At 74.9% G+C, this 22,650-nt stretch carries 20 protein-coding genes; 15 read left to right on the top strand and 5 right to left on the bottom strand.

Going from position 1 to position 22,650, the window contains the following annotated elements:
- The first annotated feature begins 154 nt into the window (after positions 1–154).
- Entirely contained in the window at positions 155–3,025 is a 2,871-nt protein-coding gene (locus QWY28_RS18815) for an FG-GAP-like repeat-containing protein (RefSeq protein ID WP_300954136.1), read from the top strand.
- A 31-nt stretch (positions 3,026–3,056) separates the two neighbouring features.
- Here the strand turns inward: QWY28_RS18815 and QWY28_RS18810 are convergent, their stop codons facing one another.
- On the bottom strand, positions 3,057–3,779 hold the full coding sequence (locus tag QWY28_RS18810) for a TIGR03089 family protein (RefSeq protein WP_300954135.1): 723 nt from the start codon (positions 3,777–3,779) through the stop codon (positions 3,057–3,059).
- A gap of 42 nt (positions 3,780–3,821) precedes the next feature.
- Here QWY28_RS18810 and QWY28_RS18805 point away from each other — a divergent pair, with 42 nt between their 5' ends.
- Positions 3,822–4,943 carry a mannose-1-phosphate guanylyltransferase gene (locus QWY28_RS18805; RefSeq protein ID WP_300954134.1) on the top strand — a complete coding sequence of 374 codons (1,122 nt, stop codon included), beginning with the start codon at positions 3,822–3,824 and terminating at the stop codon, positions 4,941–4,943.
- A 56-nt stretch (positions 4,944–4,999) separates the two neighbouring features.
- Positions 5,000–5,221, top strand: a complete 222-nt coding sequence (locus QWY28_RS18800) for a hypothetical protein (RefSeq protein WP_300954133.1) — start codon at positions 5,000–5,002, stop codon at positions 5,219–5,221.
- 158 nt (positions 5,222–5,379) lie between these two features.
- Here QWY28_RS18800 and QWY28_RS18795 read toward each other — a convergent pair whose 3' ends face one another.
- From QWY28_RS18795 to cofD, 3 genes are read right to left on the bottom strand one after another with little or no spacing between them, the layout of a single operon-like run.
- On the bottom strand, positions 5,380–6,135 hold the full coding sequence (locus QWY28_RS18795) for a DUF3105 domain-containing protein (RefSeq protein ID WP_300954131.1): 756 nt from the start codon (positions 6,133–6,135) through the stop codon (positions 5,380–5,382).
- Positions 6,136–6,186: 51 nt separating this feature from the next.
- Complete coding sequence (cofE, locus tag QWY28_RS18790; RefSeq protein WP_300954129.1) at positions 6,187–7,143, bottom strand: coenzyme F420-0:L-glutamate ligase; 957 nt, start codon at positions 7,141–7,143, stop codon at positions 6,187–6,189.
- Entirely contained in the window at positions 7,140–8,153 is a 1,014-nt protein-coding gene (gene cofD / locus QWY28_RS18785; protein WP_300954128.1) for a 2-phospho-L-lactate transferase, read from the bottom strand. The genes cofE and cofD overlap by 4 nt, the downstream gene beginning before the upstream one ends.
- 205 nt (positions 8,154–8,358) lie before the next feature.
- On the opposite strand from cofD, the gene QWY28_RS18780 reads away from it, so the two are divergent.
- From QWY28_RS18780 to QWY28_RS18770, 3 genes are all read left to right on the top strand, one after another.
- Positions 8,359–8,613 (top strand): WhiB family transcriptional regulator, encoded by a 255-nt coding sequence (locus QWY28_RS18780; protein ID WP_166192530.1) that lies wholly within the window; start codon positions 8,359–8,361, stop codon positions 8,611–8,613.
- 91 nt (positions 8,614–8,704) lie between these two features.
- The gene (locus QWY28_RS18775) at positions 8,705–11,551 is read left to right on the top strand and encodes a glycosyltransferase family 2 protein (protein WP_300954126.1); all 2,847 of its coding nucleotides are present in this window, start codon (positions 8,705–8,707) and stop codon (positions 11,549–11,551) included.
- The gene (locus QWY28_RS18770) at positions 11,548–12,975 is read left to right on the top strand and encodes a DUF5719 family protein (protein ID WP_300954125.1); all 1,428 of its coding nucleotides are present in this window, start codon (positions 11,548–11,550) and stop codon (positions 12,973–12,975) included. The genes QWY28_RS18775 and QWY28_RS18770 overlap by 4 nt, the downstream gene beginning before the upstream one ends.
- Before the next feature lie 533 nt (positions 12,976–13,508).
- Here QWY28_RS18770 and QWY28_RS18765 read toward each other — a convergent pair.
- Positions 13,509–13,955: a metallopeptidase family protein gene (locus QWY28_RS18765; RefSeq protein WP_300954124.1), complete on the bottom strand. Its 447-nt coding sequence runs from the start codon at positions 13,953–13,955 to the stop codon at positions 13,509–13,511.
- A 48-nt stretch (positions 13,956–14,003) separates the two neighbouring features.
- Here QWY28_RS18765 and QWY28_RS18760 point away from each other — a divergent pair, with 48 nt between their 5' ends.
- The 9 genes from QWY28_RS18760 (at position 14,004) to QWY28_RS18720 (ending at position 22,647) form a co-directional block, all read left to right on the top strand.
- Entirely contained in the window at positions 14,004–14,366 is a 363-nt protein-coding gene (locus QWY28_RS18760; RefSeq protein WP_300954123.1) for a DUF3499 domain-containing protein, read from the top strand.
- Between the two features lie 19 nt (positions 14,367–14,385).
- Entirely contained in the window at positions 14,386–15,759 is a 1,374-nt protein-coding gene (locus QWY28_RS18755; RefSeq protein WP_300954122.1) for a phosphomannomutase/phosphoglucomutase, read from the top strand.
- Positions 15,759–15,938 carry a Trm112 family protein gene (locus QWY28_RS18750; RefSeq protein ID WP_300954121.1) on the top strand — a complete coding sequence of 60 codons (180 nt, stop codon included), beginning with the start codon at positions 15,759–15,761 and terminating at the stop codon, positions 15,936–15,938. The genes QWY28_RS18755 and QWY28_RS18750 overlap by 1 nt, the downstream gene beginning before the upstream one ends.
- 7 nt (positions 15,939–15,945) lie before the next feature.
- Positions 15,946–16,974, top strand: coding sequence for an SIS domain-containing protein (locus QWY28_RS18745; RefSeq protein ID WP_300954120.1), 1,029 nt, complete (start codon positions 15,946–15,948; stop codon positions 16,972–16,974).
- A 74-nt stretch (positions 16,975–17,048) separates the two neighbouring features.
- Positions 17,049–18,161, top strand: a complete 1,113-nt coding sequence (locus QWY28_RS18740) for an acyltransferase family protein (RefSeq protein ID WP_300954118.1) — start codon at positions 17,049–17,051, stop codon at positions 18,159–18,161.
- Positions 18,162–18,209: 48 nt separating this feature from the next.
- Entirely contained in the window at positions 18,210–19,160 is a 951-nt protein-coding gene (locus QWY28_RS18735; protein WP_300954117.1) for a DUF808 domain-containing protein, read from the top strand.
- A gap of 376 nt (positions 19,161–19,536) precedes the next feature.
- Positions 19,537–20,880: an amidohydrolase family protein gene (locus tag QWY28_RS18730; protein WP_300954116.1), complete on the top strand. Its 1,344-nt coding sequence runs from the start codon at positions 19,537–19,539 to the stop codon at positions 20,878–20,880.
- 7 nt (positions 20,881–20,887) lie between these two features.
- Positions 20,888–21,709 (top strand): ABC transporter ATP-binding protein, encoded by an 822-nt coding sequence (locus tag QWY28_RS18725; protein WP_300954115.1) that lies wholly within the window; start codon positions 20,888–20,890, stop codon positions 21,707–21,709.
- Positions 21,706–22,647 (top strand): ABC transporter permease, encoded by a 942-nt coding sequence (locus tag QWY28_RS18720; RefSeq protein WP_300954114.1) that lies wholly within the window; start codon positions 21,706–21,708, stop codon positions 22,645–22,647. Before QWY28_RS18725 ends, QWY28_RS18720 begins: the two co-directional genes overlap by 4 nt.
- The last annotated feature ends 3 nt before the right edge of the window (positions 22,648–22,650 follow it).

Raw genomic sequence — 22,650 nt, 5'->3', positions numbered from 1 at the left:
GTCAGGCATCCTCGGCTTGACAAATCTGAAGAGTGTCGGCGTGTCGACTGGAAATTACAGTGTTGTAGTTACTCACGAACTCTTCCGAGCGGCCTGTGACGCGTGTGAAAGTTGCGCCCTGTGTGAACTTCCCCCGCACGAAGAGCAGGTCGCCATGTCGAGGTCGAAGGACCGTTTCGTCACCGGGTGCCAGCAGCTGCTGGCCCTCGGTGTGGTGCTCGCCGTCCTCACCCCGGCGGCCGGTGTGCTGTCCCTCGACGTCGTCCACGAGGCCCCCGGCGGAGGCCCGGCGCTCGGGCTGGGGGAGAGCAACGGCGTGGCGGTGACCGGCCGGCTCTCGGCGTACGCCGCCGAGCAGGCGCACACCTCGGTCGTGCCCGCCGAGCCGGTCGACCCGGTGGTGCGCGAGTACGCGCTGACCGCCCCCGCGAGCGGCCGGGTCGCCGCGGGCGCCCTCCACGCCCGCTCCCGGGTCGTCGGGCGGCAGGCGGAGGTCGTGGCCGAGCCGCAGCCGGTGAGCGGATACGGCGCGGTCGGCGTGACCTGGCGGCACGGCCAGGAGATCGCCGACGACGCGATCTCCTTCCAGGTGCGCACCGAGACCGACGGCGACTGGAGCGGGTGGGCCGCGATGGCCTACCACGACGAGCACGGGCCCGACCCGGACAGCGCCGAGGCACGGCACGCGCGGCCGGGCACCGACGAGATGTTCGTCGGCGAGGTCGACCGCGTGCAGGTCCGCGTGCGCTCCGAGGCCGGCGTGCCCCAGGACCTGCGGCTCGCCGTCGTCGACCCCGGCCACGCGAGCGTCGTCGCCCACGAGCGCCCGGCGCTGCACGCGACCGGCGGGGCGGTCGGGGACGCCACCGACGCGGCCGGCACGACGGCCGCCACGGAGGAGGCCGACGGCGCGCTGGCGCTGCGCGCGGCGACGTACACGCCCCGGCCGACGGTCTACTCCCGCGAGCAGTGGGGCGCCAACGAGGCGCTGCGCGGCAAGACCCAGCCGTCGTACTACGAGGTGCACGCCGGCTTCGTGCACCACACGGTCAACGCGAACGACTACACGCGGGCCGAGGTGCCCGGCATCCTGCGGAGCATCTACGCCTACCACACGCAGTCCCGCGGCTGGTCCGACGTGGGCTACAACTTCCTCGTCGACAGGTTCGGCCGGATCTGGGAGGGCCGCTACGGCGGCATCGACCGGCCGGTGGTCGGCGCGCACACGCTCGGCTACAACGAGAACTCCTTCGCGATGTCGGCGATCGGCAACTTCGACGTCGCCAAGCCGGGCAGCGCGATGGTCCAGGCGTACGGCGCGCTGTTCGCCTGGAAGCTGTCGCTGCACGGCGTCGACGCCTCCTCGCCGACCCAGCTCGTGGGCCGCAAGACGTTCCGCGCGATCAACGGCCACCGCGACGCCGGCTCGACGGCCTGCCCCGGCCGCTACCTCTACGCGCTCGTGCCGCAGATCCGTGAGCTCGCCGCGCAGGCCCAGCTGGGGTGGGCCGGGCGCGAGCTGGAGTCCGACCTGGTCGGCACCGCGCACCCCGACCTGCTGGTGCGCAACGCCACCGACGGCATGGCCTACGTGATCCCGACCGGCGGCCTCACCGGCTTCCGCGCCGCGCGCCCGGCGGCCTCCGGCTGGAGCGCCGCGGACGCCGGCGCGACCGCGCTCGCGGCGCCGGACCTCACCGGCGACGCCCGCGCCGACCTCGTCGTGCGCCGCGCCGACGGCACCGTGCAGGTGCGCGCCGGCAGCGCCACCGGCGGCTTCGCCGCCGTCGGCCCGACGGTCGCCGGCACCGCCGACCACGACCTGGTGACGCCCGCCGGCGACCTCGACGGCGACGGCCGCGGGGACCTCGTCGCCCGCGCGGCCAGCGGTCGCCTCGACCTCTTCCTCGGCACCGCGTCGGGCTTCGCCCGCCGGGCCGGGACCGCCGGCTGGGAGGGCTACGACCTCCTCGTCGGGCCCGGCGACGTCGACGGCGACGGCCGGGCCGACCTGCTGGCCCGCGACAGCGCCGGCAGGCTGTGGCTGCACCGCGCCTCCGCCGGCCTCGACCCTGCGACGCGGACGGCGCTGACCGGCAGCTGGCGCGCCTACGCGAGCATCACCGGCGGCGGCGACTACGACCGCGACGGCCGCGCGGACCTGTTCGTGCAGCGCGCCGACAACGGCAACGGCTTCGTGCGACCCGGTCGCGGCGACGGCACGTTCGGCGGCGCCATCGGCCCGGTGAAGCGCACGGCCGGCCTCACCGGCCTCTCCGCCGGCGGGGACCTGGTCGGCGACGCGACGCCCGACCTGGTGGCCCGCCGCGGCGACACCCTCGTCGTGCTCGAGAACACCGGCACCTTCGACACCACCGCCCCGGTGCCCACCGGCGTCGACGTGCGCAGCGCCGACGTGCTGCTCAGCGTGGGCGACTGGGACCGCGACGGCTTCGGCGACATGGTCACCCGCAACCGGTCCACCGGCGCCCTGTCGCTGCGCCGCGGCGACGGGACCGGCCGGTTCGGGAAGGCCACCGCGCTCGGGAAGGGCTTCGGCGGCGTCGAGCTGCTCGCGGCCGCCGGCGACCTCACCGGCGACGGGTGGCCGGACCTGCTCGGCCAGCCGGCTGGTGGGGGCATGCGGGTCTACCCGGGCAAGGGCCTCGACGGGCTCGGCGCGTCGTACGTCGTGCACTCGCGGATCTCCGCGGCCCAGCAGGTCCCGGTGGGTCGCTGGGACGGCGACGGCGCGCCCGACACGATGTTCCGGGTGGGCGACCGGCTGACGCTGTACCCGGGCAACGGTCCCGGCGGGCTGACCTCCCCGCGGGCGCTCGGCACCGACGTGGCGGCGTACGACTGGCTGGTCGGGGTCAGCGACGTGCAGCTCACCGGGCACGCCGACGTGATCGCGCGGAGCCGGGCCGACGGGCGGCTGTGGCTGCTGCCCGGCACGGCGACCGGCTTCGGGGCGCGGCGGCTGATCGGCGAGGGCGCGGGGGTCTACGACCTGGTGGGCTGAGCCGGCCGGGACCAGACGTGGTCCCCGGTGGTCACGCGGGGAAGCGGGCGGTGGCGCGCTCGGCGGCGTACGTCGCCTCGACGCGCTCCCGGTCGGCGTTGACCACGAGGACCAGCGAGCCGCTCCGTGCGAGCGGCTCGGTGAGGGTGGCGAGACCTGGTGGGGAAGCCGGGTTCGCCTCCGAGAGGAGCCGGCCGCCGTCGGTGAGGAGACTCCCGGCGGCGGCCGCGCTCCAGAGCTCGGCCTGGGTGGTCACGAGCCCGTCGAGGTCGACGGCGGCGTCGTCCTCCTGGGTCGGGTCCCACGGGATGAACGAGTCCGGCTGGGACCACACCTCGACGCCGACGTCGTGGACGCCGGCGGGCAGCGGGTCGGCGAACCGGACGCCGAGGGGGAGCAGGGAGCAGGCCAGCACGGGCACGTCGCCGGCCAGGTCCGCCCACCGGTCGAGCCCGTCGGGGCCGCAGACCACGGCGTCGGGGTCGTCGCCGGTGGTGACGACGAGCCCGGCGTTCCAGGCGGCGCCGAGGAAGACCGGGCCGAGCCAGTGGGTCGGCAGGTCGACGCGGATCGAGGAGCCGCGCTCGAGGTCGTGCTCCTCGACGAGGAGCGAGGAGACCTTCGCGACCCAGTTGGCGTACGTCGTCACCGACAGCTCCACGCGCTCGCCGGTCGCGTCGTCGTAGAACGTCACCAGCGGGCGGCCCGGCTCGCTGCGCAGCAGGCCGGCCAGGACGGCGGAGAAGGTCGTCACACGGCTCACCCTAGACACGGGCCGGACCCTAGGCTCACGCCCATGACCTCCACCCCCGCCGTCGAGCCGTCCGACTCCTCCGCGCTGGACGGGTTCTGGGCCGTGATCCCCGCCGGCGGGGCCGGCACGCGGCTGTGGCCGCTCTCGCGGCGGTCCTCGCCGAAGTTCCTGCGCGACCTCACCGGCAGCGGGCGGTCGCTGCTGCAGGAGACCCAGGACCGGCTCGAGCCCCTGGCCGAGGACCGGTTCCTCGTGGTGACCGGGCGGGCGCACCGCGACGCGGTGGGGGAGCAGCTGGCCACGCTCGGCGACGACGCGATCATCGCCGAGCCCTCCGCGCGGGACTCGATGGCGGCGATCGGCCTCGCGGCCGCGGTGCTGGAGCTGCGCGACCCCGACGCGGTGATGGGCTCGTTCGCGGCCGACCACGTGATCGCCGACCCCGAGGCGTTCCGCTCCTGCGTGCGGACCGCGGTCGAGGTCGCCCGGGAGGGGTGGCTGGTGACCCTGGGGATCGAGCCGACCTTCGCCTCCTCCGCCTTCGGCTACATCCACCTCGGCGACGAGCTCCCGGGGCACCCGGGCGTGGCGTCGGTGCGGGAGTTCGTCGAGAAGCCGTCGACCGAGGTGGCGGCGACGTACCTCGCGACCGGGCGGTACCGCTGGAACGCCGGCATGTTCGTGGTCCGCCCGACCGTGCTGCTGGACCTGCTCGGCACGTGGCACCCGGAGTTCGCGGCGGCGCTCCGCACGATCGCGGCCGCGCCGGAGCGTCTCGACGAGCTGTGGCCGGACCTGCCGAAGATCGCGCTCGACCACGCCGTCGCCGAGCCGGCCGCCGACGCCGGGCGGGTCGCCACCGTCCCGTCGACGTTCGGTTGGGACGACATCGGCGACTTCGACTCCCTCGCCACGCTCCTCGACGCGCTGCGCGGGGAGGGTGGTTCGGTCACCGTCCTGGGCGAGGAGTCGCTGGTGACCGCGGTCGACAGCACCGGTCTCGTCGTCCCCCGGTCGGACCGCGTCGTGGCCGTCGTGGGGCTCGACGACGTGGTCGTCGTCGACACCCCCGACGCCCTCCTCGTCACCACCCGCGCCCGCGCGCAGGAGGTCAAGGCGGTCGTCGCTGCGCTCACCGAGAGCGGCCGCACGGACCTCACCTGAGGACCGGACCTGCGCGGAAGCCACGGCCGGGCGTCTCGGGGCGCATACTGACAGGGATGTCTTCCTCTCGCCGGGCGCGGCCACGCCATCTCGCCAGCAGTCCCTTCAAGCCCGAGCCGGAGCTCGTCGTGGAGGTGTTCGAGGTCGACGACCGGGTCTCGCACGACACCCACGGCCTGGGCCGCGTCGTCGCCGTCGACCCCGTCTGCGTCACCGTCGACTTCGGCGACCGCAACGTCCGCGTCGCCCCGCCCTTCGCGAAGATGTCCAAGCTCTGACGCTCGTCCCCTCTCGCGAGTCGCGCCGCTGTTGCCGAGGGTGACCGAGTGGCTGATGTGACTCGTGGGGCTGGAGTGACTCCTGCACCCTGCCGAACGGCTGACGGGCCGGCCCCTCCGAGGAGGGACCGGCCCGTCGACGTACGAGCGGGGTGGCGTCACATGGCGCCGGGCTCGGGGGAGTCCATGTAGGGGTACTCCAGCATGAAGTCCTCGAGGGCCTCGCCGGAGGGGGCGGAGCAGTACTGCCAGACGCCGACCTGCGTGGAGGTGTCGGAGACGTCGTTGCCGGCGCCGCCGATCGACCAGTGGGTGAAGGCGACGTGCTGGCCCTCGGGGAACGCCTCGCCGTCGTCCTCGGTCCACGGGACGGCCTTGAACTTCAGGCGCAGGTTCGAGGTGCCCTTGAACTTCGTGGCGATGCCGCGGATGTCGTCCATCATCTCGTCGTCGGCGGCAGCGGTCTCGTCGTACCAGAGGACCGTGTAGCCGTGCTCGAGGTTGTGCACGAGCGCCTCGACGGCCGGCCGGTCGTCGGCGGTGTAGAGCTTGCGCTCCATCGGGTCGGGGGCGACGTTCGCCTCGTTCCAGTGGGCGCCGAAGGCGGGGGGAGCGTCCTCGTACTCGACGGGCGTCCCGGTCGGGACGTGCTCCTGGTTGCCGGTGGCCTCGCGCGTGGTGACCTTCTCGCAGGCCGATGCCGGCGCGCCGATGGAGGCGATGTCGATGTCGTTGAACTTGCGCAGGTCCCACCAGTCCTTGATCGGCTGGTAGGCAGCCGCGCCGATGAGGAGCAGGGCCACCAGCGAGCAGACACCGACGATCGCGAAGCCCCGGCGCTTGTCGGCGCCCTTCTGCTTCTTGCGGATCGAGTCGATGACCGCCTGGCGGTCGTTCTTGGCGGGCTTGGCCACGGTTCGGATTTCCTCGCGGTGGGTACGACGGGCAGGGATGCGCCGCCGAGTCTAGGTCGTGGCCGGGCGCAGCCGTGCCCCGACGGCCGATCCGGCGCGGACGGCGCCCTCGTCGGCGGCCCAGCCATGGGCGAACGCCAGCGCCGCCACGGCCGCTGCGGGTCCGCCGGTGACGGCCAGCCCGTCCTCGGTCGTCGTCACCTCGACGCCCGGCACGAGCCGGAGCACGGCCGCGAGCTCCTCGGCGGGGGCGGGCGCACCGAACGGCGCCCGGTCGGCCGGGTCGCCGAGCACGGCGCGCACGACGGCCTCCCGCGCGCCGTACCCGAACAGGTCGGCGCCCTCCGCCCGGACCAGCGCCCGCGCACCGGGTCCGTCCTCGCCGGGGGCGAGCACCAGGTCGGCGCGGCCGCGCACGACGGCGAACGGCCGCGCCCCGAGCTTCCCGGACGCGAGCTCGGCGACGCCGGCGACCTCGTCGGCGACGGCCGGCGCGGTGACCACCAGCGGGTTGCCGTGGTGGTCGACGCGACCGCCGAAGTCCTCGACCACCCGCAGCCCGGCGGCGCCGACCGCGATGTCGGTCTGCCCCTCGCGCCAGGCCCGCCCGGCGGTGTCGGTGACCACCACGCCGACGTTGCGCCCGGTGCGCGCCCGCACGGCGGCCCGCAGTCGGCGCGCGGAGGCGTCGGGGTCCAGCGGCAGCAGCACGACCGAGCCCACCTCCACGTTGCTGGCGTCGATCCCGGCCGCGGCCATGGTCAGCCCGTGCCGGGTCCGCACGATGGTGGTCGGGCCGCGGCGCGCCACCACGCGGACGGTCTCGCCGGCGAGCGCCTCCTCGCGCGTCGTACCGCTGACCACCCGTCCCTCGGCCTTGCTCACCACCTTGCTGGTCACCACCAGCACGTCGCCGTCGGCCAGGTCGACCAGCGGCAGCACGAGGGCGGCCAGGTCGTCCCCGGCGCGGACCTCACCGACGCCGTCGGGCGCCCAGACGGTGATCACGTGACGAGGTCGATCGCGGCCGCGGCCATGGCGGCGGTGGCGTCGTGGTCGGTCATCATCAGGGGTACGGCGGCGCACGCGACGCCGCCGTCGCGCACCCGCGCCACCTGGTCGGCGTCGCCCTCGTCGACCAGCCAGCCGTCGAGGACCCCGCCGGCCGACCGGGCGCCGTAGTGCAGCCCGACCGCGGCCGCGCCCACCTCCACGCCGATCGAGGTCAGCATCTGCTCGGCCATCCCGTGGACGTGGCTGCCGCCGACGATGGGGGAGAGGCCGACCACGGGCGCCCTCGTGACGCGCAGGACGTCGCGGACGTCCGGGACGCCCAGGATCGTGCCGACCGAGACGACCGGGTTCGACGGCGGCAGCACGACCAGGTCGGCGCCCGTGATCGCGTCGAGCACGCCGGGGCCGGGCGTCGCCTGCTCGAGGCCGACGAAGACGACGGTCTCGGCCGGCACGGAGGCGCGCAGGCGCACCCAGTATTCCTGGAAGTGGACCACCCGGCGGCCGCTGGGGCTGGCCTCGTCGGCGATCGCGACGTGCGTCTCGACCCGGTCGTCGGTCATCGGCAGCAGCCGGACCCGGTCGCCGTACCGCGGCTCGAGCCAGCGGCGGCACAGCGCGGTGGTCACCTGGGAGAGCGGGAAGCCGGCCTCGAGCATCTGGGTGCGGACCAGGTGGGTGGCCACGTCGCGGTCGCCGAGCCCGAACCAGGTCGGCTCCACGCCGTACTCCGCCAGCTCGGTCTTGACGCTCCAGGTCTCGTCGCGGCGCCCCCAGCGGCGGACGGGGTCGATGCCGTCGCCGAGGGTGTACATCACCGTGTCGAGGTCCGGGCAGACCTTGAGCCCGTGGACCCACAGGTCGTCGGCGGTGTTGGCGACGACGGTCACGACCGCGTCGGGCGCGACCCCGGGGAGGGTGCCCGCGTCGATGCCGTGCAGGAGGCCTTGGAGGAACCGGGCCCCGCCGGTCCCGCCGGCCAGGACGGTGATGTCCCTGATCATGGAGCCATCATCGCGTGGCCGCCTGGACACCCGGTCCGCGCCCCGGGGGACCGGGGTCCCGGCTAGTCCATTCGGGCCATTGTCGGCGCGATCGGCGCCCATAGCAGATGCGGGCTTGACCAAGTGGGTACGACAGGCATGTAATTCCCACAGTGTCGTACGAGTCGGACACAAGCAGCATCACCGGGTCGAAAGGGCGAGTGCCGTGAGAGAACTCTTTCTCCTCGACGGGGACGCCGAAGAAGCGGGTTGGCAGGAGCGTGCACTGTGCGCCCAGACCGACCCCGAGGCGTTCTTCCCCGAGAAGGGTGGATCGACGAGGGAGGCCAAGAAGGTCTGCCTCACCTGCGAGGTGCGGACCGAGTGTCTGGAGTCCGCACTGATGAACGACGAGCGCTTCGGCATCTGGGGTGGTCTCTCCGAGAGGGAGCGCCGCAAGCTGAAGAAGCGCGCAGTCTGACGAAGGGCAGCGAGAAGGAGGGCCCGGCCGGGAACGGCCGGGCTCCTTCTCATTTCGAGCCCGGTCGCCGCGCCCCGTAGGGTCTTCCGACGTGTCTGCCCCGGGTCGTGTCGTCGCGCTGCTGGTCAGCCACGACGGCGCCCGCTGGCTGCCCGCGGTGCTCGACGGGCTGCGCGGCCAGACCCGGCCCGTCGACGCGGTCGTCGCGGTCGACACCGGCAGCAAGGACGGCAGCGCCGACCTGGTCGGGTCCGCGCTCGGCGACCTGCTGGTCGGCGGGGTCGAGCGGGTCACCGGCGCGACGTCGTACCCCGCGGCGGTGCGGCTCGGCCTGGACCGTGCCCCCGACGCGGAGTGGGTCTGGCTGCTCCACGACGACAGCAACCCCGATCCCGGCGCCCTCGAGGCGCTGCTCGCCGCCGCGGCGGCCGACCCCGAGGCCGACGTGCTCGGCCCGAAGCTGCGCGAGTGGCCCTCGCTGCGGCGGCTGCTCGAGCTCGGCGTCACGATCTCCGGCACCGGCCACCGCGAGACGGGCCTGGAGCGCGGGGAGTACGACCAGGGCCAGCACGACGCCGTCCGCACCGTCCTCGCGGTCAACACCGCCGGCATGCTGGTGCGGCGCAGCGTGCTCGAGGAGCTCGACGGGTTCGACCCGCAGCTGCCGATCTTCGGCAACGACGTCGACTTCGGCTGGCGCGCCGCCGCGGCCGGGCACCGCACGATCGTGGTGCCGGACGCCGTCGTCTTCCACGCCGAGGCCGCCCACCGCGGCGTCCGCCGCACGCCGCTGACCGGCCGGCACACCCACTACCAGGAGCGCCGCGCCGCCCTCTACACGCTGCTCGTCAACTCCCGCGCCCGCTCGCTGCCCTTCCAGCTGGTCCGGCTCGCGCTCGGGACCGTGCTGCGCGTGGTCGGCTTCCTGCTCGTGCGGTCGGTCGGCGAGGCGCTCGACGAGCTCGCGGCGCTGGTCTCGATCTACTCCAGCCCGCGCGAGGTGCACGCCGCCCGGCGCGAGCGCCAGCGCCGTCAGGTCCGCGAGCCCGCCGACGTACGCCGCCTGCTGGCGCCGCCGTGGCTGCCCTACCGCCACGGCCTGGACTTCGTCAGCGACCTCGCCGCCGCCGCGACCAACCAGGCCGCCGACGTCGCCGAGCGCCGCCGGGCCGCGAAGGCCGAGCACGACCCGTCGTCGATGGCCGCGCGCCGGATCGTGCTCGACGAGGACGAGGAGTACGCCGACACCGGCGCCGTCGCCCGGTTCCTCACCAACCCGGTGGCGGTCGCGCTGGCCGTGCTCGTCGTGGCGCTGCTGGTCGGTGCCCGCGAGGCGTACGGCGCGGTCGCCGGCGGCGGTCTCTCCCCGGTCCCGGCGTCCGTCGGGGACTGGTGGCGGCTCCACCTCGAGCACTGGCACCCGCTCGGCCAGGGGACCGGCGTCCCGGCGCCGCCGTACCTCCTGCCGCTCGCGCTCCTCGGCTCCGTCCTCGGCACGACCGGGGTGGTCAGCGCCGTGCTCGTGCTCGCCGCGCCCGTGGCGCTGTGGGGCGCGTGGCGGCTGCTGCGCGTGGTCGGCCGGTTCGTCTCCCCGCAGGGCGCCCCGCGCTGGCTGCTGCTGTGGGGCTCGGCGACCTGGTCGCTGGTCGCCCTCACCAGCGGTGCCTGGGGCGAGGGCCGCCTCGGGCCCGTCGTCGCCACCGCCGTCCTCCCGTGGCTGGCCCACGCCGCGCTCGGCTTCGCCGACCCCGAGCCCGACCGGCGCTGGCGGGCCGCGTGGCGCAGCGGGGTGCTGCTGACGCTCGCGACCGCGTTCGCGCCGGTGGCCTGGCCCTTCGCGGTCCTGCTCGGCGCCGTCGTGCTCGCCGCGGCGTACGCCGTCGTCCGCTCCGGCCTGCGCGAGCGGTCGGTCTGGGCGCCGCCGGTCGCCGCGCTCGCCGTGCCGCCGGTGCTGCTCGCCCCGTGGTGGGTGCCGAGCCTGACCGCGCGGGCGGCCGAGGGGCTGCTGCTCGAGCCCGGCCGCCTGCCGGCCCCGACCCTCGCCCCGCTGGACCTCCTGGCCGGCCGGATCGGCGAGCTGGGTGCGCCGTGGTGGCTCGGGGCGGTCGTCGCGGTCCTGGCGCTGCTCGCCCTGGTGCCCCGCCCGACGCGGATCCCGGTGCTGGTCTGCTGGATCGTCGCCGCCGTCGCGGCGGTCTGCGCGACGGTGCTCGGCACCGTCACCCTCACGCTCGCCGCGGTCGCGACCGCCCCGGCGCTCGGCTTCCTCGTGGTCGTGCTGCAGGGCGCGTTCGTGGTCGCCGCCGTCCTCGGCGGGCAGGGCGCGCCGCGCCGCCTGGCGGCCGGGCTGGCCGTGGTCGCCGCCCTCGTCCCGCTCGGCGGGCTGGCCTGGTTCCTCGCCGTCGCCGACACCTCGCTCGACGAGGACCCCGGCTCGGCGATCCCGGCGTACATGGTCCAGGCCGCCACCCGCGGCGACGACCACGGCATCCTCGTGGTCCGCGGCTCCGTCGCCGAGGGCCTGACCTGGGCGGTCCGCCGCGGCGACGGCGTCACGCTGGGCGAGGACGAGGTGCTCGCGCTCGCCGAGGAGGACCGCGACCTCACCCGCGACGTCCAGCGGCTCGCCTCCCGGCCGACGCCGGCGCTGGTGACCGAGCTGGCCGACCGGGGGATCGAGTACGTCGTGCTGCCGGCCCCCGCCGACGGGTCGGTCGCCGCGATGCTCGACGCCACCGGCGGCCTCGTGCAGGCCAGCGCCGCGGACCCCGCCACCCGCGCCTGGCAGGTCGACCGCCCGCTCTCCGACGACGCGCTCGACGGCCCGGGCTCCTGGCTGCGGGTCGTGCTCCTCCTCGTCCAGGGCGCGGCGCTCGTGTGGGTGCTCGTGCTGTGCGCCCCGACGACCCAGCGCGCGGTCGAGCGGAGGCGCGGATGAACGCCTCCTCCCGCAGCGCGGGTCGGCCCTCGCGTGCGTCGCGGACCTCGCGCCTGCTCGACGTCACCGTCGTGCTGGCCGTCCTGCTCCCGCTGGTGACCGGCGGCGCCGTCCTGCTGACCCGCACCGAGGCGCCCGCCACGCCCGACCGCGCGCCCGCCGAGACCGCGCTCGGCGCGGCGTCGGTGGTGTGCCCGGCCGCCGGCTCACCGGCCCTGGTGACCACCGCTGCCGACGCCTCCGGCCCGGTCCTCGTCGCCCCCGCAGGCGGCGCTTCCGGCGGGTCCGGCGGGTCCGGCGCTGGTGACGAGGAGGAGCTCGAGGTCGCCGCGGGGACGCTGGCCGCCGTCGAGGGCCGGGCGGGCGAGCCCGTCGTCGTCCGTGCCGAGGACGACCTCGCGCCCGGGCTGGTCGCCGGGCGCACCGAGGAACGGCCGCTGCGCGTCGCCGAGTGCTCCGCCCCCGCACCCGAGCAGTGGTTCACCGGCGTTGGCGCCGGCGCAGGGCACTCCTCGGTGCTCGAGCTGGTCAACCCCGACAACGGCCCGGCGGTCGCCGACGTCGTCGTCACCGGCCGCGCCGGCGTCGTCGACGCGCCCGACCTGCGCGGGGTGGCCGTCCCGGGGCGCAGCAGCGTGCGGATCGACCTCGCCGACCTGGTGCCGCGGCGCGACGAGCTGTCGCTGCACGTCACCACCCAGCGCGGGCGGGTGCACTCCGCGGTGCTCGACCGCGTCGACGAGCTCGGCGCCGGCGACGCCGCCGAGGACCACCTCCCGCCGCAGGCGGAGCCGGCCACCTCGCTCACGCTGCTCGGCCTGCCCGCCGGGCGGGGCACCCGCACGCTCGTCGTGGCCAACGACGGGGACTCCGAGGTCCGGGCCCGCCTGCGGGTCCTCGACGAGCGGTCGGTCTTCGCGCCCGAGGGCCTCGAGGACGTCCGGGTGCCCCCGCAGGGCGTGGCCCGCGTGGAGCTCGGCGCCACCCTCGGCCCGCTCGTCGCCGACGGGGCGGTCGGTCTCGTCCTCGACGCCACCGGTCCGGTCACCGCGACGCTGCGCTCGTTCGTCGACGGCGACCTGGCGCACGCGGTGCCCGGCGACGAGGTCGCGTCCTCGACGGTCGCGGTCGTGCCCGCGGGTCGCAAGCGGGTGGTGCTCGCGGGGGCCACCTCGACCGGTGTCGTGGAGGTCGTCGCCCGCGACGCCTCCGGCGAGGAGCTCGCCGCCAAGCGCGTCGAGGTGTCGCCCGACCGAGGGTTCGCGGTCGGGCTGCCCGCGCGGGCGGTGCACCTCACGGTCACCCCGCAGCGGACGCCCGTCGTCGGCGCGGTCGTCGCCGGGAGCGGCGGGGCCGGCGTCGTACGGCTTCGCGAGCTGGTGCGGTCCTCCCTCGTCCCCGCCGTGCGCCCCGGCCTGCCCTAGCCCCCTCCCGCTGGTCGAGCAGCTCTCCGCTGGTCGAGCAGCGAAGGCCGCCAGGCCTGAGCGTGTCGAAACCCCGTGAGCCGAACTGCGGCCTCGGCCCCCGCTGGTTGAGCAGCGAGCGCCAGCGAGCGTGTCGAAACCCGGTGAGCCGAGCTACGGCCTCGGCCCCCGCTGGTTGAGCAGCGAGCGCCAGCGAGCGTGTCGAAACCCGGTGAGCCGAGCTACGGCCTCGGCCCCCGCTGGTTGAGCAGCGAGCGCCAGCGAGCGTGTCGAAACCCGGTGAGCCGAGCTACGGCCTCGGGGACGCCATCGCGCCTGCGGCGGGCGGGTGTTGGCTCCCGCGTCGCTGGGCGTCCCGTCGCCCGTCGGGGTACGACGGGTGACGGGGTCGGGGCCTGCGCGGCGTACCCACCTCGCGGGTGGCCCGCCGGCGCGGCGGCGGCCGGGGGAGAAGGCCGGGACGTCATGCGTCCCGAGCACCCGCTTGCTCCGTCCGCATGACGTCCGCATGACGTCCGCGGGCGACGGGTCGGTCAGTCCGACTCGTAACGCGGGTCGATGACCTGGGGGTCGACGTTGAGCAGGTCGGCGACCTGCTCGACGACGACGGTGAGCACGAGGGCGTCGAGCTCGGAGCGCGACTCGGCGCGGTGCTCGATGGGGCGGCGGAAGACGACCACGCGCGAGGGGGCGTCGCCGGTGCCGCGGACGGCTGAGCCGAGGGGGACGGTGGCGGGGTCCCAGTCGTCGGGGAGGTCGGGGGCGTCCTCGACGGCGTACTCCACGACGCCGAGACGGTCGGCCCAGCGCCCGTCGACCTCGGTGACGACCGCGAGGACGAGGTCGTCGAAGCGTTCGCGGGCGGTTCGGGTCTCCGGGCGGCCGGGGGTGCGGGGGAGGACGCCGGGGCCGCGCATGCCGCGGCCGCGGCGGTCGCGCCGGCGGGGACCGCGGGGGCTGCTCGGGGCGCGGTTCTCCATGCCGCGAGCCTAAGCCGGGCGGTCGGTGGTGGGAGGTACGGTCTGCTCGTGAGTCCCGCCCGTCGCTGCTCCCGCACCGCGTGCGGCCGTCCCGCGACCAGCACGCTCACCTACGTCTACGCCGACCAGACCGCCGTGCTGGGCCCGCTGGCGACGTACGCCGAGCCGCACGCCTACGACCTGTGCGACGTGCACAGCGAGCGGCTCTCGGCCCCGCGGGGCTGGGAGGTGCTGCGACTGGCGCCCGACCCGGCCGCCCAGGGACCCACCACCGACGACCTGCTCGCCCTCGCCGACGCCGTCCGCGAGGCCGCGCGTCCGGTGCAGCAGGTGGTCCGCCTGCCACCGGCGGAGGAGAACGTCCGCGAGCGTGGCCGCCGCGGGCACCTCCGCGTGCTCAGCACCGACTGACCTCGTTACTGTCTCGCCCATGGCCGACACCCTCGACCCCGCGAACATCGCAGCGATCTTCAAGGCGTACGACGTCCGCGGCACCGTGCCGGACCAGCTCGACGACGACCTCGCCCGCGCGACCGGCCGGGCCTACGTCCAGGTGGTCGGCGCGGAGACGGTCGTCGTGGGCCACGACATGCGGCCGAGCAGCCCCGCGATGGCACGCGCCTTCGCCGAGGGCGCGACCACGGCCGGCGCCGACGTGGTGATGATCGGGCTCGCGTCGACCGACCAGCTCTACTTCGCCTCCGGGCACCTCGGCATACCGGGTGCGATGTTCACCGCCAGCCACAACCCGGCGCAGTACAACGGCATCAAGATGTGCCGCGCACACGCCCAGCCGATCGGCATGGAGACGGGCCTGGCCGACATCCGCGACCTGGTCGTCAGCGGCTCGTTCGCCGAGCCGACGCGGACCGGGTCGGTCTCCGAGCAGGACGTGCTGGCGGCGTACGCCGACCACCTGCTCTCCCTCGCGCCCGTCGCCGGTCGCCGGCTGAAGGTCGTCGTCGACGCCGGCAACGGCATGGCGGGCCACACGGCGCCGGCGGTCTTCGAGCGGCTGGGCGACCAGGTCGAGCTGGTGCCGATGTACTTCGAGCTCGACGGCACCTTCCCGAACCACGAGGCGAACCCGATCGAGGCCGAGAACCTGCGCGACCTCCAGGCGAAGGTGCTCGAGACCGGCGCGGACGTCGGGCTGGCCTTCGACGGCGACGCGGACCGCTGCTTCCTCGTCGACGAGACCGGTCGCAACGTCTCGCCGTCGACGCTGACCGCCCTGATCGCCGCCCGCGAGCTGGCCAAGGAGCCGGGCGCGACGATCATCCACAACCTGATCACCAGCCGCGCGGTGCCGGAGCTGGTCACCGAGCTCGGCGGCACTCCCGTCCGCACGCGCGTCGGCCACTCCTTCATCAAGGCGACCATGGCCGAGACCGACGCGATCTTCGGCGGCGAGCACAGCGGCCACTTCTACTTCCGCGACTTCTGGCGCGCCGACTCCGGCATGCTCGCGGCGCTGCACGCGCTCGCGGCGCTGGCCGGCGCCGACGTACCCCTGTCCGGGCTGCTCGCCGAGTACGAGCGCTACCCGGTCAGCGGCGAGATCAACTCCACCGTCGCCGACCAGCAGGCGGCCATCGCCCGCATCGAGCAGGAGTACGCCGCCCGCGACGGCGTCACGACCGACCGGCTCGACGGGCTGACCGTCAGCCACGCCGACTGGACCTTCAACGTGCGGCCCTCGAACACCGAGCCGCTGCTCCGCCTCAACGCCGAGGGCCGGGACGAGGCCACCATGGCCACGATCCGCGACGAGGTCCTCGCCACGATCCGCCAGGAGGGCTGATGAACATCGACCAGGGGCTGCTGGACATCATCGTCTGCCCGAACTGCCACGGCGAGCTCGCCGTCACGCCCGGGCAGGGCGACGGCGAGGAGCTGGTGTGCCAGGGGGAGTGCGGCTACGCCTACCCGGTGCGGGACGACATCCCCGTGCTGCTCGTCGACGAGGCCCGGAAGCCCTGACCGGCCGATGACCTGGTTCGACGAGTCCCGCCTGGACGACGAGACCGCCATCGGCGCGGCCGACCTGCGCTTCCGCACGCTGGCCGAGTCGGGCGCCCGCGTGCGCCGCGAGTGTGGCGACGCCGCGGAGGCGATCCGCGAGGCGGTCGGCCGGCTGCAGGGCCAGGGCCGCCCGCGGGCGATCATCGCCGCGGGACCGGACTCCCGCCTGCTGCGCGCGGTGCTCGAGCCGTGGTGCCCGGTGCCGTTCGTCGCCTGGCCCGGGCCGGCCCTGCCCGGCTGGGCGGGCTCGCTGGACCTCGTCGTGGTGCTCGCCCCGGACGGCGCGGACGGCGGCACCGCCTCCGCGGTGGCCGAGGCCGTGCGCCGCGGCTGCCAGGTCGTCGTCGCGTGCCCGCCGAGCTCGCTGGTGGCCGAGCACGCCGCCGGGCGGTACACCACGATCTTCCCCGTCGCCACGCAGGACCAGCTCGCCACGGCGGTGACGGTGCTGTCGTTCCTCGACCAGGTCGCGCTCGGCCCGAGCGCCGACCCCGAGGTGGTCGCGGCCGCGCTCGACGACGTCGCGATCGCCTGCTCGCCCTACCGCGACCTGTCGATCAACCCCGCGAAGGTGCTCGCGATCGCGCTGGCCGACGCGGTCCCGCTCGTGTGGGGCGGCTCCGTGCTCGCCGCGCGGGCGGCCCGCCGCGTCGCCGAGTCGATCCGCCGGGCCAGCGGGCGCACCGCGATCGCCGGCGACGTCGAGCAGGTGCTGCCCGTGGTCGAGGCCGCCCGGCCGCGCGACGTCTTCGACGACCCGTTCGCGGACGGTGGCGGCGAGCTGCGGCCGACGCTGCTCGTGCTCGACGACCGCAACGAGGACCCGGTCCTGGCCCACCACCGTCGCCGGCTGGAGGAGACCGCTGCGGCACGCGGCGTACGCGTCGAGACGCTGACGACCGACGCTCCCAGCGAGGTCGCCCGCTACGCCTCGCTGCTGCTCCAGGGGACCTGGGCCGCGGAGTACCTCCGGCTCGGCCTGGTCGACGACTGACCCCACCTGCCGCACCCCGCGAGGTGACCGGTCGGTCACGTGTAGCGCGCGTCGGCCCCGGGCACCAGTGCGTGGTGCGCAGGGATCCGTGGTTCGACAACGCCAAGATGGCGCTGGTCACCCTCGTCGTGCTGGGTCACTCCTGGGTGCTGCTGCCCCAGACGGACTTCGTCGCCCAGGGCTACGACTTCCTCTACGCCTGGCACGTCCCGGCGTTCGTCCTCGTCACCGGCTACCTCTCGCGCTCCTTCACCTGGGAGCGCCGCCGGATGTGGCAGCTGGTCCGCACGGTCGCGGTGCCGTACGTCGTCTTCGAGGCCGCCATCGCGGCGTTCCGCATCCTCGTCGGCGGCGAGCAGCTCCAGGACCTGTGGCGCGACCCGCACTGGCCGATGTGGTACCTCGCGGCGCTGTTCTGCTGGCGGCTGCTGACCCCGGTCTTCAAGCCGATGTGGGGCGGCCTGGTGGTGGCCGTCGCGATCAGCATCGTCGCCGGGCTGTACGCCGGTGACACGCTCGACGTCGCGCGGGTGCTCGGGCTGCTGCCGTTCTTCGTGATGGGGCTCAAGGCCACGCCGGAGCGGCTCGAGCGGCTGCGCGCCGGCTGGGTGCAGGTCGCCGCGGTGGTGGTCCTCGCCGGGATCTGGCTGCTCGCCGCCCGCACCGACGACTGGGCCGCGACCGAGTGGCTCTACTACCGGGCCCGCTACGACGAGCTCGACGTCAGCGACACCCAGGCCTTCCTGACCCGCGCGGGGCTGCTCGTCGTCGGCACGCTCGGCGCCTGGGCGTTCCTCGCGCTGGTGCCGCGGGTGGGTGGCTGGTTCACCCGGATGGGCGCCGCGACGCTCGTCGTCTACCTCTTCCACGGGTTCTTCGTGAAGGGCGCTGAGTACGCCGGGTTCCCCGCCTGGGCCGAGGGCCACTACGGCCTGTCGATCCTGGCGACGACGGTCGGCGCCGTGGGGGTCAGCCTCCTCCTCGCCTGGCACCCGGTCTCCTCCCGGCTCCAGCACCTGGTCGACCCGGTCGGCTTCGCCGAGCGCCGCGTCGACCACGCGCACGAGCTGCGCGCCGCCACGGTCGAGGCCGACGTCCTCGCCGAGGCCGTGCAGGAGGCGGTGGACGAGGCCGCCGGCGAGCACGCCGGCGTCGACGCCGGCGGCCCGGCCGCGGCGCGCCGCTAGGGTTCACGCCATGCCGGCCCCCGAGACGACCGCAGGAGAGCGAACCCAGTGAGCGCAGGACTCTTCGGACTGCTCGACGACGTGGCCGCCCTGGCGCGCCTCGCCGCGGCCTCGGTCGACGACATCGGCGCGGCCGCGGGCCGGGCGACCACCAAGGCCGCCGGCGTGGTCGTCGACGACACCGCGGTCACCCCGCAGTACGTCCACGGCGTCACCGCCGACCGCGAGCTGCCGATGATCAAGCGGATCGCGATCGGCTCGATCCGCAACAAGCTCCTGCTCATCCTGCCGGTGGCGCTGGTCCTCAGCCAGTTCGCCGAGTTCCTGCTGACGCCGATCCTCATGCTCGGCGGCGCCTACCTGTGCTTCGAGGGCGCCGAGAAGATCTGGGGCAAGATCCGTGGCCACGACACGCACGCCGCCCCGGTCGGCGGGACCGGTGCGGACGCCGAGAAGGCGATGGTCAGCGGCGCGATCCGCACCGACCTGATCCTCTCGGCCGAGATCATGGTGATCTCCTTGAACGAGGTCGCCGACGAGGGCTTCTGGACGCGCGCGATCATCCTGGTCGTCGTCGCGATCGCGATCACCATCGCGGTGTACGGCGTCGTCGCGCTCATCGTGAAGATGGACGACTTCGGCCTCAGCCTGGCCCAGCGCTCCTCCGCGCTCGCCCAGAAGGTCGGCCGCGGCCTCGTCGCCGGCATGCCCAAGCTGCTCACCGTCATCTCCGTCGTCGGCACGGTCGCCATGCTCTGGGTCGGCGGGCACATCGAGCTCGTCGGCCTCGACGAGCTGGGCTGGCACGCGCCGTACGAGCTGGTGCACCACCTCGAGGAGGACGTCCACCACGCGACCGGCGCCCTCGGCGGCGTGCTCGGCTGGATCGTCAACACCGCCTGCTCAGCCGTCTTCGGCCTCGTCCTCGGCGCGATCGTCGTCGCGGTCGTGCACGTCCTGCCGTTCGGCAAGAAGGACGACGCCACCGCGGCCCACTGACCGACCTCCGGTCGGTCGAGGAGCGCGCGCTGGCGCGTCTCGAAACCGGTGGGGTGCGCAGGGCGTCGAGGTGCTCGGCGAGGTCATCGGGCCGTCGGGTGGCGGGCTCCTGGGCGGTCCGCGACGTCATGCGCATCGAGCGAGCGCCCACTCCGCCCGCATGACGTCCGCACCACGCACCACGCTCAGGCCCGCCGGGGGCCGGCGGCTCTCCCTGACCAGCAGGAGCGCGTCGTGCGGGCAGGGGGTCGACAGCACGGTGCGCGGACTTCACGCGGCTGGACCGCGATGGTTACGCGGCTGAAATAGCCGCTGCCTACTGTCCGGAATGTTCCTCTCATCAACATTCCGACGGCGGGCTGGAGGCGGGCTGCGCGTGACGAACGGTGCGTACGGACCGGCGACGGCGGTGGGGGCGCCCCACGGGCCGGCCGCGCTGAGCGGGCTGCGGCCGAGCGAGGTGCGCGACGTCCGGCTCCTCGACGGGACGCTCGCCGACCTCGTGCTGGTCGACGGGCGGATCAGCTCCGTGCGCCGCACGGAGGACCGGACCACCCGGTCCGCGACCGCGCCGGACGCCGTCGTCCTCGACGCGACCGGGTGGCGCTACGTGCCGGCGGCGAGCGAGCCGCACGCCCACCTGGACAAGGCGCTGACCTGGGCGCGGACCGACCCCGACGCGGGCAACGACCTGCCGACGGCGATCACCCAGTGGCGCGCACTCGTGCCGGGCATCGACCGGGCCGACCTGCTCGACCGGGCCCGCGCCGCGGTGGGGACGTACGTCGCCAACGGCATCACCAGCATCCGGACCCATGTCGACGCCCTCCTCGACGGCGACCCGCTCCGCGGTGTCGACGCGCTGGTTGCGCTCCGGGAGGAGCTCGCGGGCGTCATCGACCTGCAGGTCTGCCTGCTCGCAGGGCAGGACACTGCGACCGACGTCATCCGCGAGGGGATCGCCCGCGGGGTGGACGTGGTCGGGGGCTGCCCGCACCTCGCCGACGACCCGTCGTACCAGACCCGCCGGGCCCTCGACCTCGCCGAGCAGCACGGCCTGCCGGTCGACCTGCACACCGACGAGCAGACCGACCCGCGCTCGATCGACCTGCTGGACCTCGCCGAGCAGGTGGTGGCCCGCGGGATGCAGCAGCTGGTGACCGCCAGCCACTGCGTCCGCCTGGGCTCGCTGACGTCCGCGCGGCTGGCGCCGGTGCTCGACGCGGTCGCGGCGGCCGGCATCGGCATCGTGACCCTGCCGATCACCAACCTCTACCTCCAGGGCTGGGACGTCGACGGGGTCGTCCCGCGCGGGCTGCCCAACCTGCGCGCGATCCTCGACGCCGGCATCCCGCTGGCCGCGGGGGCGGACAACCTGCGCGACCCGTTCAACCCGGTCGGCCGGGCCGACCCCTTCGAGACGACCTCGCTGCTGGTCACCGCCGGCCACCTCACCGTCGGTGAGTCGCTGGCCGCGGTGACGACCGGCGCGCGCACCGTGCTCGGCCTGCCGCAGGTGGGCGCGGAGGCCGGGTGCGCGGCCGACTTCCTGCTCGTGCCGGACGTGCCGGTCGCCGACGTGCTGGCGGGCGCCGAGGCCGCCCGGGTCGTCCTCCACGGCGGCCGGGTCGTCGCCGACACCCGCGTCAGCCGCTCGCTCGACCTCACGGCCGGGTCCACCGCGACCAGGTCCCTGACCCCATCCCTCCCGACGAGGTGAGACTCCCATGACGACTGCCCCGCCCACCCAGCACGCGACCACCCCGCGCGCGACCGCCCCGGACGCGCCCGGCGCCCCGCCCCGCGCCGCAGGGACCGACGTACCCACCCTCTCCCTGCGCGGCGTCAGCAAGCGCTTCCCGACCGGCACCACCGCCCTGACCGGCGTCGACCTCGACGTCACCCCGGGGGAGTTCGTCTCCGTCGTCGGCCCGTCCGGCTGCGGCAAGTCGACCCTCCTGCGGCTGGCGTCCGGCCTCGACGGCGTCACCGGCGGGGAGATCGACGTGGCGGCGACCACGACCAGCTACGTCTTCCAGGACGCGACCCTGCTGGAGTGGCGCAGCGCGCTGAAGAACGTCGAGCTGGCCGGCGAGCTGCGCGGCGTGCCGCGCTCCGAGCGCCGGGCCGCCGCCCAGGCGGCGCTGGACCTGGTCGGCCTCACCGGCTTCGAGAAGCAGCACCCGCGCCAGCTCTCCGGTGGCATGCGGATGCGGGTCTCGATCGCCCGGGCCCTGGTCGCCGAGCCGGACCTGGCGCTCTTCGACGAGCCGTTCGGCGCGCTCGACGAGATCACCCGGCTGCGGATGCAGACCGAGCTGCAGCGGCTCTTCGAGCTCAAGCGCTTCGCCGGCCTCTTCATCACCCACTCGGTCTCCGAGGCGGTCTACCTCTCCACGCGCGTCGTCGTGATGAGCGGCCGGCCGGGGCGGATCGTCGACGAGGTGGAGGTGCCGTGGGCCTACCCGCGGCCGCCGGAGCTGCGCTACGACCCGGAGTTCGCCTCCCTCACCGGTCGCGTGTCCGCGGCGCTGGGGGAGCACTCGTGAGCAGCCTCGACGTCGAGCGCGCCGCGGGCGCCACCACCGACACCGCCCCGACCGCCCCGGCGCCGGCCACCGGCACCGACCTCGTCGGCCCCACCCCCGGGACCGCGAGGCCGGCCGACGCACCCGACCGCGTGTCCCGGACCGGCGCGGCGCTGAGGGTCCTGCGCGACAAGGTGCTGCCGGTGGTCGCGGCGCTCGCCGGCCTGGTCGCGATCTGGTACGCCGTGACGTACCTGCTCCTCGACGCCGACCGCCGCTTCCTCCTCCCGCCGCCGCACGACGTCGTCGGCAACACCGTCACCAACGCCAACGTGATGGACCCGATGCTCGACGCGCTGGGCCAGAGCGTCGCCGTGGCCCTGGTCGGCCTCGTGGTCGCCGTCGCGATCGGCATGGGCTGGGCGGTGCTGATGTCGCAGTGGGGCTTCGTGGAGAAGGTGCTCTACCCCTACGCCGTCATCCTGCAGACCGTGCCGATCCTGGCGCTGACCCCGCTCATCGGCATCTGGATGGGCTACGGCTTCAACGCCCGGATCGTGGTCTGCGTGATCATCGCGGTCTTCCCGATGATCTCCAACACCCTCTTCGGCCTCCAGAGCGCCTCGCAGGAGGCGCACGACCTGTTCACGCTCAACAAGGCCAGCCGCGCCCAGCGGCTGCTCAAGCTGCAGTTCCCGGCCGCCGTCCCGGCGATCTTCACCGGCCTCCGCAACGCCGCGGGGCTCTCGGTGATCGGCACCATCGTCGGCGACTTCTTCTTCCAGCAGGGCAGCCCGGGCATCGGCAGCCTGCTCCGCGTCTACACGCTGCGCCTGAACATGGACCCGCTGTTCATGGCGATCATCCTCACCGCCCTGTTCGGCGTCGCCGTGTTCTCGGTCTTCGCCGCCCTCGACCGCGCCGTCGTCGGGCGCTGGTACGGCACCCGGCGCCGCTGACGC

It is taken from the genome of Nocardioides oceani, from assembly GCF_030412965.1.
Lineage (GTDB): Bacteria > Actinomycetota > Actinomycetes > Propionibacteriales > Nocardioidaceae > Nocardioides > Nocardioides oceani.
The sequence above is the reverse complement of the archived record's forward strand: the minus strand, read 5'-3'. Positions and strand labels throughout refer to the sequence as shown.

Excerpts from the sequence above, each read along its gene's own strand:
- QWY28_RS18815 (WP_300954136.1), top strand. The coding sequence starts at position 155 with ATGTCGAGGTCGAAGGACCGTTTCGTCACCGGGTGCCAGCAGCTGCTG.
- QWY28_RS18805 (WP_300954134.1), top strand. The coding sequence starts at position 3,822 with ATGACCTCCACCCCCGCCGTCGAGCCGTCCGACTCCTCCGCGCTGGAC.
- QWY28_RS18800 (WP_300954133.1), top strand. The coding sequence starts at position 5,000 with ATGTCTTCCTCTCGCCGGGCGCGGCCACGCCATCTCGCCAGCAGTCCC.
- cofD (WP_300954128.1), bottom strand. The coding sequence starts at position 8,153 with ATGATCAGGGACATCACCGTCCTGGCCGGCGGGACCGGCGGGGCCCGG.
- QWY28_RS18770 (WP_300954125.1), top strand. The coding sequence starts at position 11,548 with ATGAACGCCTCCTCCCGCAGCGCGGGTCGGCCCTCGCGTGCGTCGCGG.
- QWY28_RS18765 (WP_300954124.1), bottom strand. The coding sequence starts at position 13,955 with ATGGAGAACCGCGCCCCGAGCAGCCCCCGCGGTCCCCGCCGGCGCGAC.
- QWY28_RS18755 (WP_300954122.1), top strand. The coding sequence starts at position 14,386 with ATGGCCGACACCCTCGACCCCGCGAACATCGCAGCGATCTTCAAGGCG.
- QWY28_RS18750 (WP_300954121.1), top strand. The coding sequence starts at position 15,759 with ATGAACATCGACCAGGGGCTGCTGGACATCATCGTCTGCCCGAACTGC.
- QWY28_RS18745 (WP_300954120.1), top strand. The coding sequence starts at position 15,946 with ATGACCTGGTTCGACGAGTCCCGCCTGGACGACGAGACCGCCATCGGC.
- QWY28_RS18725 (WP_300954115.1), top strand. The coding sequence starts at position 20,888 with ATGACGACTGCCCCGCCCACCCAGCACGCGACCACCCCGCGCGCGACC.